The sequence below is a fragment of the Pseudothermotoga thermarum DSM 5069 genome, from assembly GCF_000217815.1.
In the GTDB taxonomy this organism is placed as follows: domain Bacteria; phylum Thermotogota; class Thermotogae; order Thermotogales; family DSM-5069; genus Pseudothermotoga; species Pseudothermotoga thermarum.
The window spans coordinates 442,826-459,108 of record NC_015707.1 but is presented as its reverse complement, the minus strand read 5'-3'; the positions used below and the strand labels follow the sequence as shown (position 1 = coordinate 459,108).

The 16,283-nt window shown below is 40.7% G+C and carries 17 protein-coding genes, 1 pseudogene and 1 riboswitch; of the genes and pseudogenes, 5 read left to right on the top strand and 13 right to left on the bottom strand.

Features of this window, described 5'->3' with window-relative positions; all coding sequences use genetic code 11:
- Positions 1-7: 7 nt before the first annotated feature.
- The 10 genes from purD to purE are packed head-to-tail and all read right to left on the bottom strand — an operon-like array spanning position 8 to position 10,168.
- Positions 8-1,252: a phosphoribosylamine--glycine ligase gene (gene purD, locus THETH_RS02335; RefSeq protein ID WP_013931779.1), complete on the bottom strand. Its 1,245-nt coding sequence runs from the start codon at positions 1,250-1,252 to the stop codon at positions 8-10.
- Between the two features lie 15 nt (positions 1,253-1,267).
- Positions 1,268-2,791 carry a bifunctional phosphoribosylaminoimidazolecarboxamide formyltransferase/IMP cyclohydrolase gene (gene purH / locus THETH_RS02330; protein WP_013931778.1) on the bottom strand — a complete coding sequence of 508 codons (1,524 nt, stop codon included), beginning with the start codon at positions 2,789-2,791 and terminating at the stop codon, positions 1,268-1,270.
- 7 nt (positions 2,792-2,798) lie between these two features.
- Positions 2,799-3,434: a phosphoribosylglycinamide formyltransferase gene (purN, locus tag THETH_RS02325; protein ID WP_013931777.1), complete on the bottom strand. Its 636-nt coding sequence runs from the start codon at positions 3,432-3,434 to the stop codon at positions 2,799-2,801.
- Positions 3,427-4,437, bottom strand: a complete 1,011-nt coding sequence (gene purM / locus THETH_RS02320; protein WP_013931776.1) for a phosphoribosylformylglycinamidine cyclo-ligase — start codon at positions 4,435-4,437, stop codon at positions 3,427-3,429. The genes purN and purM overlap by 8 nt, the downstream gene beginning before the upstream one ends.
- Before the next feature lie 14 nt (positions 4,438-4,451).
- Positions 4,452-5,849: an amidophosphoribosyltransferase gene (gene purF, locus THETH_RS02315; RefSeq protein WP_013931775.1), complete on the bottom strand. Its 1,398-nt coding sequence runs from the start codon at positions 5,847-5,849 to the stop codon at positions 4,452-4,454.
- Positions 5,839-8,025 (bottom strand): phosphoribosylformylglycinamidine synthase subunit PurL, encoded by a 2,187-nt coding sequence (purL, locus tag THETH_RS02310; protein WP_013931774.1) that lies wholly within the window; start codon positions 8,023-8,025, stop codon positions 5,839-5,841. Before purL ends, purF begins: the two co-directional genes overlap by 11 nt.
- The gene (gene purQ, locus THETH_RS02305) at positions 8,019-8,717 is read right to left on the bottom strand and encodes a phosphoribosylformylglycinamidine synthase subunit PurQ (protein ID WP_013931773.1); all 699 of its coding nucleotides are present in this window, start codon (positions 8,715-8,717) and stop codon (positions 8,019-8,021) included. Before purQ ends, purL begins: the two co-directional genes overlap by 7 nt.
- Positions 8,714-8,968, bottom strand: coding sequence for a phosphoribosylformylglycinamidine synthase subunit PurS (gene purS, locus THETH_RS02300; RefSeq protein ID WP_013931772.1), 255 nt, complete (start codon positions 8,966-8,968; stop codon positions 8,714-8,716). The genes purQ and purS overlap by 4 nt, the downstream gene beginning before the upstream one ends.
- A gap of 1 nt (position 8,969) precedes the next feature.
- On the bottom strand, positions 8,970-9,668 hold the full coding sequence (gene purC, locus THETH_RS02295) for a phosphoribosylaminoimidazolesuccinocarboxamide synthase (RefSeq protein ID WP_041446528.1): 699 nt from the start codon (positions 9,666-9,668) through the stop codon (positions 8,970-8,972).
- Positions 9,669-9,682: 14 nt separating this feature from the next.
- A complete protein-coding gene (purE, locus tag THETH_RS02290; RefSeq protein WP_013931770.1) occupies positions 9,683-10,168 on the bottom strand; it encodes a 5-(carboxyamino)imidazole ribonucleotide mutase in 486 nt (161 codons plus the stop codon).
- Between the two features lie 64 nt (positions 10,169-10,232).
- Positions 10,233-10,335: riboswitch (purine riboswitch) on the bottom strand.
- 91 nt (positions 10,336-10,426) lie between these two features.
- Here purE and THETH_RS02285 point away from each other — a divergent pair.
- Positions 10,427-10,912, top strand: coding sequence for an adenosine-specific kinase (locus THETH_RS02285; protein WP_013931769.1), 486 nt, complete (start codon positions 10,427-10,429; stop codon positions 10,910-10,912).
- Positions 10,913-10,991: 79 nt separating this feature from the next.
- On the opposite strand, the gene THETH_RS02280 is transcribed toward THETH_RS02285, so the two are convergent.
- A complete protein-coding gene (locus THETH_RS02280) occupies positions 10,992-11,201 on the bottom strand; it encodes a hypothetical protein (RefSeq protein WP_013931768.1) in 210 nt (69 codons plus the stop codon).
- Between the two features lie 167 nt (positions 11,202-11,368).
- On the opposite strand from THETH_RS02280, the gene THETH_RS02275 reads away from it, so the two are divergent.
- Entirely contained in the window at positions 11,369-11,551 is a 183-nt protein-coding gene (locus THETH_RS02275; RefSeq protein ID WP_013931767.1) for a hypothetical protein, read from the top strand.
- On the opposite strand, the gene THETH_RS02270 is transcribed toward THETH_RS02275, so the two are convergent.
- Positions 11,540-12,019, bottom strand: coding sequence for a flavodoxin domain-containing protein (locus THETH_RS02270; protein ID WP_013931766.1), 480 nt, complete (start codon positions 12,017-12,019; stop codon positions 11,540-11,542). The genes THETH_RS02275 and THETH_RS02270 overlap by 12 nt on opposite strands.
- A gap of 63 nt (positions 12,020-12,082) precedes the next feature.
- Here THETH_RS02270 and THETH_RS02265 point away from each other — a divergent pair, with 63 nt between their 5' ends.
- From THETH_RS02265 to THETH_RS02255, 3 genes and pseudogenes are all read left to right on the top strand, one after another.
- Complete coding sequence (locus THETH_RS02265) at positions 12,083-12,469, top strand: MFS transporter (RefSeq protein WP_041446357.1); 387 nt, start codon at positions 12,083-12,085, stop codon at positions 12,467-12,469.
- A 30-nt stretch (positions 12,470-12,499) separates the two neighbouring features.
- Positions 12,500-13,647 (top strand): annotated as a pseudogene (locus THETH_RS11040) (RNA-guided endonuclease InsQ/TnpB family protein).
- Positions 13,648-13,742: 95 nt separating this feature from the next.
- Positions 13,743-14,456 (top strand): MFS transporter, encoded by a 714-nt coding sequence (locus tag THETH_RS02255; protein WP_157723293.1) that lies wholly within the window; start codon positions 13,743-13,745, stop codon positions 14,454-14,456.
- A 9-nt stretch (positions 14,457-14,465) separates the two neighbouring features.
- Here THETH_RS02255 and THETH_RS02250 read toward each other — a convergent pair whose 3' ends face one another.
- Positions 14,466-16,226 (bottom strand): LTA synthase family protein, encoded by a 1,761-nt coding sequence (locus THETH_RS02250; protein WP_013931765.1) that lies wholly within the window; start codon positions 16,224-16,226, stop codon positions 14,466-14,468.
- Positions 16,227-16,283 lie beyond the last annotated feature (57 nt).

Here is a 16,283-nt window from a genome sequence, read left to right as displayed (position 1 = left end):
GCGAAAATCAAACGTTCAAACCAATATCAGTTCTGTAGTGCATTTTTTCAAAGTGAATTTTCTTGATCTCTCTATAAACAATTTCACGAGCATGAGCAACGGTTTCGCCAACGGCACAAACGTTCAAAACCCTACCACCGTTGGTAACGCATTTTCCATTAACCTTTTTTGTTCCGGCGTGAAATACTATCGCTTTACACTCTTCTAAACCTTTTATTTCGTACCCTATTTCGTAGTTTTCAGGATAACCCCCGCTGGCCAAGACAACACAAATGCCCGCTTTACCGAACCAATCTACTTTCATCCTTGAAAGCTGTCTTTCAACGGTGGCTTGAAGGATTTCAAGAAGGTTTGACTTCAAAAGCAACATCAAAACTTGAGTTTCTGGATCACCGAATCGACAGTTGTACTCCAAAACAAAAGGACCCTGCTTTGTTATCATCAAACCTGCGTAAATGACTCCGCGATAGTCTATACCCTCTTTTTGCAGACCTTCCAACGTTCTTTCAAAGACAAGTTTATAGGTCATATGCTGCATCTGCTTGTCATAATGTGAGACAGGAGAAACACAACCCATTCCACCAGTGTTTGGTCCTTGATCGTTGTCGTAAGCACGTTTGTAATCCATACAACCTGGCATAGGTACAACAGTTTGACCATCACAAAAAGCCAAAGCTGAAACTTCTTTGCCTTCGAGAAATTTTTCCACCACAATCTTCGCGCCAGCTTCTTTAAAGATTTTCTTTCTCATCAACAAATCTATGGCGTTTAAAGCTTCTTGTTTTGTTTTTGCAACAAAAGTTCCCTTCCCAGCGGCAAGTCCATCGGCTTTGATTACCAAAGGTTCATCTTTCTTTTCCACAAATCTTGTTGCTTCGTTTGGGTCATCGAAAACCGCAAAATCCGCCGTTGGAATACCGTATTTCAACATAAATTGTTTGGCAAATACCTTGCTGGATTCAAGCTGAGCTGCTTTCTTGTTAGGTCCAAAAATCTTTAGGCCTCTCTTTGAAAATTCATCGACAATACCTTGGGCAAGAAAAGCTTCAGGTCCAACCACCGTGAAATCTATCTTAGACTGCTGTGCGAAATCAGCTATTTCTTCGATGGTCTTTAGCTCAACACATTTTGCTATTTCACTTATACCAGCGTTAGTTCCTATACAGTAAAGCTCAAAGTTTGGATTGTCATTCAATATCTTCCAAGCGATTGCATGTTCCCTTCCACCGCTGCCAACGACCAAAATTTTCATCGATCATCACCAACCTCAGTGTTTAAAATGCCTTGTTCCGGTGAAAATCATGGCGATGTTGTATTCATTTGCCACTTTGATAACTTCTTCATCTCGAATCGATCCACCCGGTTGGATTATCGCGGTAACTCCTGCTTTCGCCGCAACTTCGACGGCATCTGGAAATGGAAAGAAGGCGTCGGAAGCCAAAACCGCGCCGTTTGCCTTTGGACCTGCTATTCTCACACAGTGTTCAGTTGGCCAGAGTCTGTTGACCTGCCCAGCTCCTATTCCAACTGTGGCAAGATTCTTTGCCAAGACGATGGCGTTTGATTTCACGTGTTTGACGACCTTCCATGCGAAGAGAAGATCTTCCAATTCTTGTGGCGTTGGTTCTCTTTTCGTCACACACCTCAGTTCGTTGTAATCTGTTGAATCTGGTGTTTGAACAAGTAGTCCACCCGAGACTTTTCTTAAATCAAGCTCATTTTGGTTCAATCTATCGATTTTCACTTTAAGTATTCTCAAATTTTTCTTTTTCATCAAAATTTCCAAAGCTTTCGGATCGTAATCCGGTGCTATTACAACCTCAAGAAAGATCTGAGACATCTTTTCGGCCGTTTTTTCGTCAACTGTTCTGTTTAAAGCCACTATACCACCAAAGATGGATATTGGATCAGCTTCGTACATCTTTTCAAAAGCCTCCAACAAAGTTTCCCCGCATGCCACACCACACGGATTGGTATGCTTTACACCCACCGCGCAGGGCTGGGTGAATTCTTTAACGATACTCAAAGCCGCATCTGCATCGGCTATGTTGTTGAAAGAAAGTTCTTTACCCCAAAGCTGTGTGGTATCCATTATCGTTCCTTCATACCTGAGATCGACGTAAGCAGCCGCCATTTGATGTGGATTTTCACCATACCTTAAGGTTTGGTGAAGTTTGAAGCCCAGCGTTAAAAACTCTGGGAAAATTTCTTTTGTTTTATCTCGGAAGTACCTAGCCACGATTGAATCGTAATAAGAAGTCAATTCGAAAGCTTTTTGGGCAAGTTTTAACCTCGTTTCAAGTCTCACTTCACCGTATTGCTTGATTTCATCAACAACGATTGGATAGTCCTTTGGATCACAAACGATAGCTACGTTTTTGTAATTTTTCGCCGCAGCTCTAATTAAAGTTGGACCACCTATGTCTATGTTCTCAATCATTTCTTCGTCTGAAGCATTTGCGATGTACATTTTTTCGAAAGGATAAAGGTTGACAACAACCATGTCTATCGTTTCTATACCTAATTGTTCAAGCTGTTGAAGATGAAGCGGCTTTGATCTGTCAGCCAAAATGGCCCCATGGATTTTGGGATGAAGTGTTTTAACCCTTCCTTCCAAAATTTCCGGAAAGCCGGTTATCTCTTCAACGGTTTTCACAGGTATACCATTTTCCTTCAAGAACCTCGCCGTTCCACCGGAGCTGATTATCTCAACGTTTTGCTCGAAAAGGAATTTGGCAAAATCCAAAAGGCTTGTTTTATCGTAAACTGAGATCAAAGCTCTCTTTACCACCTTAAAATCACTCCCCCTCTTTTATGATCACTCTTCTTCCAACTATCTCTACTTTGTTTTCACTCAAAAGCTTTATCGCTTTCACCAAAAGCTTATGTTCAACTTCGTGAACTTTTTGCGCCAAAGTCTCAGGCGTATCGTTTTGATCGACAAAAACTGGTTCTTGAAGGATTATGGGGCCAGCGTCAACGTTTTCATCCACAAAGTGCACGGTTGCCCCGGTGACCTTTACGCCGTACTCTATAACTGCTTCGTGAACTTTCATTCCGTAAAAACCTTTGCCACAGAAAGCTGGTATTAGCGAAGGGTGAATGTTTATTATCCTGTTTCTGAAACACTCGATGAAGTACGACGATAAGATCTTCATAAAACCAGCGAGCACAACAAGCTCGACCTCATGCGCTTTGAGTATTTCAACCATCGCTTTTTCATATTCAAGCTGGCTTGGATAATCTTTTCTCAAAATCACATAGTTTGGTATACCGTGCTTTTTTGCCCTTTGGAGGGCGTAGGCGTTCGGTTTGTTGCTTATGACTACTCCAACGTAGGCATTGATCTCCTTCCTTTCACATGCGTCGATGATGGCTTGAAGGTTTGTACCTTGACCTGAGACAAGTACTCCAAGGCAAAGCGGTTTACTCAATCACAACACCTCTTTCGCCCTTTTGAACTTCCCCTATGATAAAGGCACGATGTCCAAGCGCGTTTATTCTTCTGACAAAGTCATCGGCGTCTTCTGGTCTAACCACGATCGTAAAACCAATCCCCATGTTGAAGGTCCTAAACATTTCACATTCTTCAATTTGCCCAGTTTTTTGAATCAATTTGAAAATAGGTGGACATTCCCAAGAATCTTTCCTTATGATTATTTGCAAACCTTTTGACAAAATTCTTGGAAGGTTTTCCAAAAGTCCTCCGCCAGTTATGTGAGCCATGCCGTTTATTTTATTTAGATCAAGCTGTTTGATGACTTTCACGTAAATCTTTGTTGGGGTCAGCAACTCTTCACCCAGTGTTTTCCCAAGTTCTTCAAAATATTCATCGATTTTGTACTTACCAAGCAAAACCTTTCTTGCGAGGGAAAATCCGTTGCTGTGAAGACCACTTGAGGCTATGCCAATGACTACATCTTTTTCTTTTATTTTTGAGCCGTCTATCAACATTTCCTCTTCCACCACACCTACTGCAAAACCTGCTAAATCGTACTCGTCTTCCTTATAAAAATCCGGCATTTGTGCCGTCTCACCGCCGATTAGAACACACTCGGCTTCCATGCATCCATCGACTATGCCTTTCACAATTTGTGCTATTTTTTCAGGAACCAACTTTCCTGTGGCTATGTAGTCTAAGAAAAACAGCGGGAATGCACCGTGAACAAGCACATCGTTGACGCACATCGCCACACAGTCTATGCCAACCGTATCGTGTTTGTCCAACATGAAGGCTATTTTGAGCTTGGTTCCAACTCCATCTGCACCGGAAACAAGTACTGGATTTTTGTAACCTCGAAGTTTATAAAATCCCGCAAAACTTCCTATTTCACCTATTACGTTTTTGTCAAAGGTTTTCTTTGCAAGCTCTTTTATCATCTCCACAGCCCTATCAGCCGCATCGATATCAACACCGGCTTCTTTGTAGGTTCTCAATTACAATCACCCCTTCAACGCTTTTCAAAAAGATACTTTCTACCCTCTTTTGGCACGTCCAACGGATAATTGCCGTTGAAACAAGCAAGGCAAAGTTGTCCTTCATTCAATCCAACTGCCTTCACCAAACCTTCGATGGAAAGATAACCCAAAGACTCTGCTTCAATCAGTTTTCTTATTTCCTCTACACTCATCTGAGAAGCCACTAATTCTTTTCTGGTTGGTGTATCGATTCCAAAATAACAACTGTACCTAACCGGTGGGGAACTTATTCGAACGTGAACTTCTCTTGCGCCAGCATCTTTCAACATTTTGACAATCTGATGCATGGTCGTGCCTCGAACTATCGAATCGTCGACCAAAACAATTCTGCGATCTTTTACAATTTCTCTAAGCGGACTTAGCTTGAGTTTTACGCCGAGACTTCTCATTTTTTGGGATGGTTGAATGAAGGTTCTTGCAATGTATCTGTTTTTGATCAAACCTAATCCGTTTGGTATTTTCGAATAATCCGAATAACCAATTGCAGCAACTGTCCCGGAATCTGGTACGCCAACAACAAGATCTGCTTCAACGGGGTACTCTTTTGCCAACTCAACTCCCATTCTGTAGCGAGCCATGTAAACACTTATTCCTTCTATCACGCTGTCTGGTCTTGCAAAATACACGTATTCGAAAACACACAAAGATTTTCTCGAGGTAGTTGGAAGTTTTTCGGATCTCAAACCAGCACTGTCTATAACCAAGATTTCCCCAGGTTCGATGTCCCTTAAAAACTGAGCCCCGATTGAATCGAGTGCTATGCTTTCTGAAGCAACAACGTATGAATTGTTGTATTTACCCAAGCAAAGCGGCCTAAAACCATTTGGATCTCTGACGGCTATCAGTTTGTCGTTTGTCATTATCACCAAAGAATACGCGCCTTTCAGCAGGGTAAAACTATCTTTGATTCTTTGCTCTAAAGATTTTGAATAACCTTGTGACAATATCGCCGCAATCACTTCGCTGTCAGTTGTCGTTTGGAAAAAGACTCCCTTTTCCTCTAGCTCATACCTTATTTCATCTGCGTTGACTATGTTTCCGTTGTGGGCAATTGCAAGTTCCCCAGCTATACATTGAACGACTATAGGCTGGGCGTTGGCGAAGGTGTTGGAACCAGTTGTTGAATATCTAACGTGACCTATGGCAATCTTTCCTGATAGTTTTACCAAATCTTCCTCCTTAAAAACTTCAAAAGCTAATCCAAGACCTTTATGACACTTAATGCTTTTCCCATTGCTCACCGCTATGCCCGCACTTTCTTGTCCACGGTGCTGCAGCGCAAACAGAGCGTAGTAAACCGTACGGGCAATGTCCCGATCAAAGTCAAAAGAATATATTCCAAATACACCGCAGGCTTCCTTAAGCTTCATAATTTAACTTCCTCTCAAGGGAATTCATGTAAAGATCTATGATTTCGTCTAAAGGAACGTCTATGACCTTATTTCCGTTGATTTTTATGACAAACCTTTCACCTTTGATCTTTCCTAAAATTGTGCAAGGTACCTTGAAAGTCTCACAAAGTTTTTTCAACCTTTCAAAGTTCTTCTCTGGTAAACTTACAACAATCCTAGATTGAGTCTCACTGAATAAAACTACGTCTTTTCTTACGTTGGTGAACAAATCGCACTCCACCCCAAAGCCGCCAAGGATACTACTTTCTGCAAGTGCTATCGCTAAACCACCTTCAGAAACGTCGTGCGCAGAACTTAGCAATCCCTCTTTAATAGCCAGCAAACAAACTTTCTGAAGCCTTTTTTCAAACTCTAGATCCAAGGTTGGACTAGGTGCAATTTCAACGTTGTGAATAAGCCTTAAATATTCCGAAGCAGTGAATCGATCGCTGTGAAAACCTAAAAGCACCACTAAATCGTTCTCGCTTTTAAAATCAGCTGAACATCTTTTGCTTATATCCTCAATCAACCCAACGATTCCAACGGTAGGGGTTGGATATATTCGATTTTTCAAACTTTCGTTGTAAAGGCTCACATTTCCACTGACTATAGGTATTTCAAGCACCTTTGCTGCTTCGGCCATTCCCTCTATGCATCTTTTCAATTCCCAATAAACTTCCGGATCGTCGGGGTTAGCAAAGTTAAGACAATCGGTTATTCCTAGAGGTTTTGCGCCAGTCACAACGACGTTCCTTGCAGCTTCTGCAACGGCTATTTTTCCACCTTCGTATGGATCTACATAACAATACAAAGAATTACAATCAACGCTGACGGCTATACCTTTGTTCGTACCCTTTATTCTCAAAACAGCAGCATCTCCACCTGGAAGAACAACGGTGTTTATTCCCACCCTATGGTCATACTGTTCGAAGACAAAACGCTTGCTTGCAATGTTTTCACTTGAAAGAAGCTTTATGAAAATGTCTTGAACGTTCAAAGGCTCAGGAGGATTTGGTTCTTCAACGTTCAACCTTCGTTCCTTTGGCCCGATGTAAACTATCGGAACACCTTCCGTCAAAGATTTAACTGGCACTCTTGCAACCAACTCTGAACCCTCGTAAACGGTGAAAAATCCATCGTCTGTCAGATAACCAATTTCGGAAAACACAAGATCCCATTTTTCAAAGATTTCCTTTACCTTTTGCAAAGCTTTTTCTTCAACGATTAAAAGCATCCTTTCTTGAGATTCGGAAAGAACCACTTCGTAAGTGCTCATATTGGCTTCCCTTCTTGGAACCTTGCTTAAATCTATTACTATTCCCTTGTTGGACTTTGCGGCAACTTCGGAGCACGCTGAAGTCAAACCTGCTGCTCCAAGATCTTGAACAGCAAGTACTCCATCGACTTTGCATGCTTCAAGACATGCTTCTATGAGAAGTTTTTCCATAAAGGGATCTCCAACTTGAACCGATGGCCTTTTGCTATGAGACTCTTCGTCGAGTTCTTGAGAAGCAAAACTTGCGCCGTGAATTCCATCCCTTCCAGTCAAAGCTCCGACCAAAAGAACCCTTGCACCAGTTTTACCAGTCCTTGAGAACTTCAGTTCTTCTCTTCGCGCTATTCCGACGCACATGACGTTGACCAAAGGATTGTCATCGTAACAACTGTTGAAGTATATCTCCCCAGCGACGGTTGGAACTCCTATACAGTTTCCATAGAAGGATATTCCACCAACCACACCGTTGAAAAGGTATTTGACATTTGGCTTTCTTATATCACCAAACCTCAAAGAATCAAGCAAAGCAATTGGCCTAGCTCCCATCGCCAAGACATCTCTTACTATTCCTCCAACTCCTGTTGCAGCTCCTTGGAAAGGCTCGACAGCCGATGGATGGTTGTGACTTTCCATTTTGAAAACGACAACCAGCCCATCTCCTATGTCCACAGCTCCCGCATTTTCTCCAGGCCCTTGGACCACATGTTTACCTGAGGTTGGAAAAAGTTTCAACAGAGGTTTTGAATGTTTATAACTGCAGTGTTCGGACCACGTGACAGAATACATGCCAAGTTCCACGTCGTTCGGTTCTCTTCCAAGATCTTGACAGATTTTTTTGTATTCCTCATCATTTAAACCAAGTTCACGATACTTCAACACCTTACCTTCCTCCGTTCAAGGTAGTATGCCAAAGATTCAAAAAGTTTCCTACCATCGGTTGATCCTAGAATTTCCTCAGCGCATCTTTCAGGATGCGGCATCAATCCCAACACATTCATGGAATCGTTGATCACACCAGCTATGTTCAAAACCGAGCCGTTTGGATTGGCTTCTTGCGTTATCCTTCCATACTTATCGCAGTATCTAAAAACCACCTTGTCCAAGATGGAAGAAAGATCATCCACATAGTAATTTCCTTCGCCGTGTGCAATACTCATTCTGACAACTTCACCTTGTTTGTACAAACACGTGAAAGGTGTGTCGTTTCTTTCAACTCTTAAATAAACGTCGTGACAATGGAAACGAAGATCTTTATTTCTCAGCAGAACACCTTTTAGAAGACCTGCTTCGGTTAAGATTTGAAATCCGTTGCAAATGCCGAGCACAAAACAACCGTTTTTTGCCGCTTGCACAACGCTGTTCATAACGGGTGAAAACCTGGCTATTGCACCTGGGCGCAAGTAATCTCCGTAGGAAAATCCACCTGGAAGGATGATCAAATCAAAATCGTCAGGGTGGAAAGATTCCTTGTGAAAAACGTATTGCGTGTCAAAACCAAGTACATATTTTGCAACATGAAAAGCATCGGCGTCGCAGTTGGAACCAGGAAAAACCACCACCGCGCACCTCATTTGATCTCCTCCAAGCTCACGATCTCATAACTTTCCGTGACAGGGTTTGCCAAAAGCTTGTCACACATCGATTTAAGCTCTTCTTTTGCTTGATCAACATTGTCGCAATCAAGCTCGATTTCCACCAATTTCCCGATCCTCACCGAGTTGACATTCACAAAACCTAAATTTTTCAACGCGTTTTTCACCGCATTTCCCTGTGGATCAAGCACACCTTCTTTGAATTTGATATGCAACTTTGCCTTGTACACGTTATACCCCCTTAGTCAATCGGTTGTAGATTTCCCAATAAGCTTCTTCAACGTTCCCAAGATCTCTTCTGAATCTGTCTTTGTCAAGCTTTTCCTTTGTCAAAGCGTCCCAGAACCTGCAAGTATCAGGTGAAATCTCATCTGCAAGAAGTATTTCCCCGTTGTGTTTACCGAACTCGAGTTTGAAATCCACAAGAATTATGTTCTTTTCTGCAAAAAGCTTCTTGAGAAGCTCGTTGACCTTCAATGCAATCTGTTCGATTTCGTTCAGTTCCTGCCAAGTTGCCAGTTCCATCGCCACAGCGTGATAGTGGTTTATCATCGGATCACCTAACTCGTCGTTTTTGTAGCAAAACTCCAAGACTGTGTGTTTGAGTTCCATTCCCTCGGGTAATCCCAACCTTTTTGAAAGACTACCTGCAGCTATGTTTCTCACGATAACCTCAATGGGTATTATTTTTACTCTTTTGACAAGCTGTTCTCTGTCTGAAAGCAGCTTTACAAAATGAGTTTTAACGCCATTTGCTTGCAAATATTCGAATAATATGGCGGATATTTTGTTGTTCAGAATACCCTTGTTTGGTATTATTCCACGTTTTTTCCCGTCAAAAGCAGTTGCTTCGTCTTTGTACTCAATGATCAAAAGATTTTCGTCGTCGGTAGAATAAACTCTTTTGGCTTTCCCCTCATAGATGAGCATCTTTTTCACCTAAATCACTCCTTTTCAAACAACTCCTTGTTCTTTTCAAGGACACTCTTTTTCATCTCGTCTCGGTATTGTAGAAGTTTTGCTCTCAGATGTTGATCTTTCAAAGCCAAAATTTCTACCGCAAGTAAGGCGGCGTTCTTGACATTGTTTATCGCCACGGTTGCAACGGGAATTTCGGGAGGCATTTGAGATGCCGAGAAAAGCACGTTCAGACCACTTAAGGAAAAGGATGCAATTGGTACACCTATGACTGGTAAAGAGGTGTTTGCAGCCACAAGCGCGGGCAAGTAAGCCAACGTGCCGGCAGCAACTATGACCACCTCATAGCCGTTTGCTTCAACATTTTTTGCAAGTTCAAAGATTTCTTGCGTAGCCTTGTGTGCAGGGAGAACAAAAACGTCGTAGGCGACAGAAAAGTCTTTTAAAATATCAAAAGCCTCCTGTAAAGCCTTCAAATCATCTTCGCTGCCAACCACAACGGCTATTTTCATCACTTTCCCTCACTTTTTAACAATAAAGAAAAATCGGTAGCCCTGTCTCTACCGATTTTTTCATGTAAAAAAATTACGCCCTTGTAGCCAGGACAGTTTACGGCTGTCCGGTAGAGACTTCCGAGCCATATTCTCGGAATTATACAAGAGCATTCTCCCAACGTGGGAGGGATATTCATTTTTACACTTTAATCTTACACGAAAATCCGGGTATGTGATGTAAAATTTTATGACATAATTATTACAGGGGGTGAAAATGTGGAATTTGAAATTGTTCAAGTGAACATTCCAGAGGGTGCGAACGTTATAATCGGTCATTCCCACTTTATCAAAACCATTGAGGACCTTTACGAAGTTTTGGTCACCACGAATCCAAACTTGAAATTTGGGATAGCTTTCAACGAAGCGAGTGGACCGTGTTTGGTGAGGTACGAAGGTAACGACGAGGAGTTAACAAAAGTGGCAATTGAAAACGCACAAAAGATAGGTGCAGGGCATCTTTTTGTGATAGTTATCAAGAACGGTTATCCCATCAACGTTTTAAATCAAATTAAAAATGTCCAAGAAGTTTGCAGAATCTTTGCTGCTACTGCAAACCCACTTCAAGTCATCGTCGTCAAAACTGAGCAAGGAAGGGGAGTTGTTGGGGTAGTCGATGGTTTTGCCGTCAAAGGTGTTGAAGAAGAAAAAGACAAAGAATGGCGAAGAAACTTTCTCAGAAATGTCACAAAGTACAAAAAATGAAGACTGGCAACCCAGCCAGTCTTCATTTGTGAGATACCAACCAAAAAAAAACATTCCTTGTCGATTTCCTTTGACAAACTTATGACAAGAAAAACAACGTTCTCATCACTAGTGAAAGCAAGGCAAGCAACTTGACCTCAATCAGCCCCGCCGAACGTTTTCGTTCAAACAGTTTTTCTATTTTGTTGATAGTTAAAACATCTTGCAAGTTCTTCATATCCGTTTGTTCGTCTTTTCTCCTGTGGCTCCCACCTTCAAAATATTTCCACAGTATATCAAAAATCCTCATATATACCCTCAACTTATTTGAAATATAAGGTGTAAGGCCACGATTATAAAAAAAGTTACTTGACAAATATCAAACCATATTTTAATATTTTCTCAGAAAGACCTAAAAATTTTTAAAGTAAAGAGAAATACCTATCGAAAGCAAAACCAAGAGAAAGGGGGATACGCATGGATAACCACGGAATAATTGAAATGATGGCAATCAAGTTCCTCTACAAAGGAAAACTTGAAAAAGCAGAAAAAGAAAGGCAGCTACAAGCTGCCAAAAATCAAACGAAAGTAATTTATGGTTCAAACACTTCCCAAGCCAAAGAAACAACCAAAAAAGCAGAGAAAAAATCAAGAGTTTAGCCTTTCAACAAATTTTTCGATCTCATTTAAGCGCAGCCCTACTTCAGGCTGCGCTTTTTTCACAATTTGCTTTATGATAAATCTAACTATTGGATTCATTCTTTCGTAGTTTAACTCGCTGCCAAAGCACCCTTTTACAATGGCACGCCGCAGAAGTTTATCGTCAAAATTGCTTCTAAGATACTTTTCAAGGTTTTTAGAATCGTCAAGCATGCAGAGAAAAATACCCACCTTTTTGTCAAGAAGATTTTCTAGATTCTTCTTACAAAATTTTGAAATTTTACCACTGACCTTCCCAGCGTAAACGTAACTACTTATCAAAACGACATTGTAATTTTCAAGATCAACCTCATCATTTTTTCGAATTTTCACAAGCTGAATTTCTTCGCCTTTAATTTTTTGACTTAGTATTTGTGCGCACTTTTCAGTTGTTCCAGCATAAGTGTCATAAACTATTAGGATTTTCATAACCTAATCCTACAATTTTGATTGTACACTAATCGTTAGCCGAAGAAAAAAGTGGTGGTCATCTTGGCGTTGATTGCTTTGATTGAAGCCGTTGCTTTTGCGGCTGTTGCTTGTTCAGCTTTGTTGAGCCAATACTTTACAATCGTTGGATTTTCCCCATTTCAAGTAGGTATTTTAATGGCTCTAACGCCAATCACTTCCGTGTATGGAAATTTTATATATTTTCGGCTTGCAGCAAAAATTACTCCAGCAAAATTGGTAAAAGTTTTCTCTTTGATGGCAGCTTCAATGTATTGGATTCTTTTCCTTGTTAATGGATTCGCGTGGAAGTTTACAGCGATGGCATGCTTTTCCTTTTTCTTCGGGGCCATAATACCGATGACAAAAAAGCAATGCCCCGCAAGCCCTTCTCCTTTAGGGGAATGGGTAAGGGGCTTGTCGTTTGCTTGAAGAGAAAACTATCAGGAGGTATATTGAAGAATGTCAAGATATGTAGTCAGAACATACAAAGTTCCTGTTCCAAAAGAACTTTATCATTTGTGTGCTGAACTTAACAAAACTGCAGCACGAATATATAACAAAACTATGTCGTTGGTTAAAAAGATAAAACGCAAAAAAGGTTTCTGGCTCTCTCCTAATAATGCACAAAAATACATTCTGCGCTGGGCTTGCAGTATCAATGTTCATACCCATTCAAAACAGGCTATAATCCAGCAGTACTTTCAGGCTCTTGATAGTTACTTCAATGCCGTTATAAAACTTTTACAAGATGGGACTTTAAGACTCTCAATGGGCAGCAATCAAGAACCAATTTTAATACAGACCACCCTACCAACTGATACAAAAATTAGACAAGCCAAGCTGGTTTATGAAGAAGGCAGGTATTATCTTCACCTTGCGATAGAGGTGAAGAACGTGGCACGAAAACCACGAAACGGAAAGGTTATGGCTGTTGACTTAGGCATACTCCATCCCATAACTTGCTTCGACGGCACTGAAGTTATTTCTTATCACGGTGGGATACTGAACAGCCTAATCAGGTACCGCAACAAGAAACTTGCAGAATTTCAACAGATGTTAAGCCGATGCAAGAAAGGGTCTAAAAGATACAGAAAACTCGTGAAGGCAAAAAAGAGATGTTAAGACGGACAAGACAAAGAATAAAGGACATTCTACATAAGATAACCAGCAACTTTCTAAGGATGTGTTTGCAGAAAGGGATTGGAACCATTGCAGTAGGAGATATTACAAATATTCGGGAACGAGTTCAAGGAAACGACAGCGCAAATCAGAAACTCCATCAATGGTGTTTTAGAAAGATGATAGACATGCTAACTTATAAAGCTCAATTGATGGGAATAGATGTGGTATTGGTTTCTGAAGAGTATACCAGCCAGAGCTGTCCTGCATGTGGTAGTAGAAATCATTCAAAGGGACGCAACTATAAGTGCCAAAATTGTGGGTTTGAGTATCACAGGGACGGAGTAGGAGCGATGAACATATACGGAAGGTATCTTGGGATAGGAACATCCCAAGTAGTAGCGGAGTTGGCACCCGTCAGGGGTGTGAGGTACAACCCACACCTCTGTGGCCATGGAGCATCGAATGTTCCATGGAAGGCAGCCTAAAGAGCTGCTAAGAATCCCATCCCCTTTAGGGGATTGGGAGTGTCAAGGAATATTCAGTTGTCGAAATTGCTCAAAAAAAGTTATTTCCTTACAGCTTGGTTAGAATTTGGGGTACAATTGGCTATTCTCTAACAGCTTTGCTGGCTTCCTGGCTTGTCAAAATCGGCTTTTTCTGGATATTTGCTCTGATGACTTTCCTTTTGATCTTGTTGTATCCGCTTTCTGGTCAACTTGAAGTGAAAATTCACACGCCTAAGAAAACTATTTCTTCAAAACTTCCAAAATCTTTCTTTCTTTTTTGCCTGATCGTTGGTCTTACCGTTGGATTCAATTATTTCAACTTTGTGTTCCTTCCTGCGTTGTCGAGCAAAAAGGGATACGATATATCCACAGTTAGTCTTTCACTTTCCTTGATGGCAATCAGTGAGATCCCGTTTTTGCTGTATGCTGAAAAAATTCGAAAAGCCTTAACCAGTAAATTGCTTTTTGCCTCGGGTGTTTTGGTTGTAAGCTTGAGGTTGATTCTAGTTTCACTGAGCTGGTCAACTACAAGTTTGTTGATTTTCCAAATGCTTCATGGCTGGACTTATATTGTGATTTATTATTCTTCGATATACATTATGCGTGAGAACTTATCAGCTGAGCAACTTCCTATTGCACAAAGCTTTTTCTGGATGACTTTGATGGGATTTGGCCCACTTTTTGGATCTTTATTTGGTGGTTTAACCGTTCAACTGGTTGGAGTACAAGCGGCGTACTTAATATTTTGGAATCATATGCGGTTGTTTGTTTGTCGTGATGAAAGTTAAACGATTATTTTAACGATGTTCCTTGAGAATCGCTCTTGACAATTCTATTTGTTGAATCGCTTTTTTGTATCCATCAAGGCATTCGTAGTAGGGAAGAGGTTTTTCCAAAATCCTGTCGTACGCAAAGCTGTTTTGCAGGAAACCATCTGGTGAAACCATGAAATACCTTCTTTCATCGATGAAAGAACCATCTGGAACTTGGTATCTGAGGGCGACAAAACTTTCCGAACAGTTCAACAAATCTTTTCCTACCATCTTTGATTGATCAGCATCAATTCCAAGCAGGTTCAACATTGTAGGTAAAAAATCAACTTGACCACCGATGGTTTGTACTCGAAGGTTGAGCGATAGTTTAGGAATGTGTATAACCAATGGGACACGAAATGCCTCGGCGTAATCGTACTCTTTTCCGAGAACCTCTTTCATAATCTCAGCATTTTCCTTAACAAACGGTTGTATCCCTGCATGATCGCCGTACAAAACTATGATCGAATTTTCGTAAATTCCCTCTTTTTTCAGCTCTTCTATGAACCACCCTAAAGCGTAATCGGCGTAATGTACAGATTGAAGATAATTGCCGAAGATTGTTCCTTCGTGCTTGTGATCAAGTGTTAACATTTTATATTGTTCGGGTATCAAAAATGGTGTATGACTTGAAAGAGTAACGATAAAGGCAAAGAAAGGCTTATTAGAGCGCTTTATTATCTCTATCGCCTGCTTGTAAAGCGATAAATCGCTTAATCCAAGCCCAAAGATTTCATCGTTGTTCAATTCTTCGAGCGAGTAAAACTTATCAAAACCCAAGTTGGGATATATCTTTTTCCTATTCCAAAACCAACCCGTATTTCCATGGAAGGCAATTGTTTCATATCCATGGTTTCTTAAAATGGCAGGCAAAGCTTCTAAAGTTTTGTCAGCGTAAACTTCGTATGCCACTTCGTTACCAGGTACATGTAGGGAGGTTAAACTTACAAATTCAGCATCCGCAGTGTTTCCACAACCTGCTTGTTGGTAATAATTCTCAAAATATATCGATTGACTCACAATTCTGTTCAAATTCGGGGTAACTTCTTGATCATTGTAATGAAAACCAATCAAAAAACTTTGAAAAGATTCCAACTGAATCACAATCAAATTCTTTCCTTTCGCTACACCACGATAGCGTTTTCCTTGCTCAAATCTTTCAAAAATAACTAGTTCAAGAGATTTTTGATCTCTACCAAAAATCGACCATACAACATCGTAAGAGTGGTATGCGATCAATCCATACCTTGCAAATACTTGATTGGGCTTTGGTTTTTCAACGATCAACGGTAACCATGCAAAACCAAGGCACATAAAGATCAACAATAAAAGGTCTTTTCGGATGATGTGCGGGGAATTTTTCACAAATTTTTTGTATCTTCTTCGATCGAGGAACCACAAAGGTGCTAAATCCGCCAAAAAGAAAAGGCAAGCAAAATCTACAGAGTGTTTTACACTACTGCGCACCTTTCCAAGTTGTGGAAGTAAACTCAGGTGCCTTAAAGACGGCATATTGCCAAAGTTTTTGAAATAAAGAAAGTCAACGACGATGGCGACGGAAATTATGCAATAAAGTACGTATTCCTTTCCTTTCAACAAGTGCGAAAAGATCAAATAAAAAAGCACGCACCAAAATACCGTGCTTACAAACATTGTGATATTAAAAAACCTCGGCAAAAACGCGTAAAACACAAATGTCTTTGCCAAACTGATGGTCAAAAACAAAGTCGTGTATCCAAAAGACATCTTTCAATCCTCCGACGATATTATATTTTCTCTCCCGTGGCATAATTTATTGTGAAA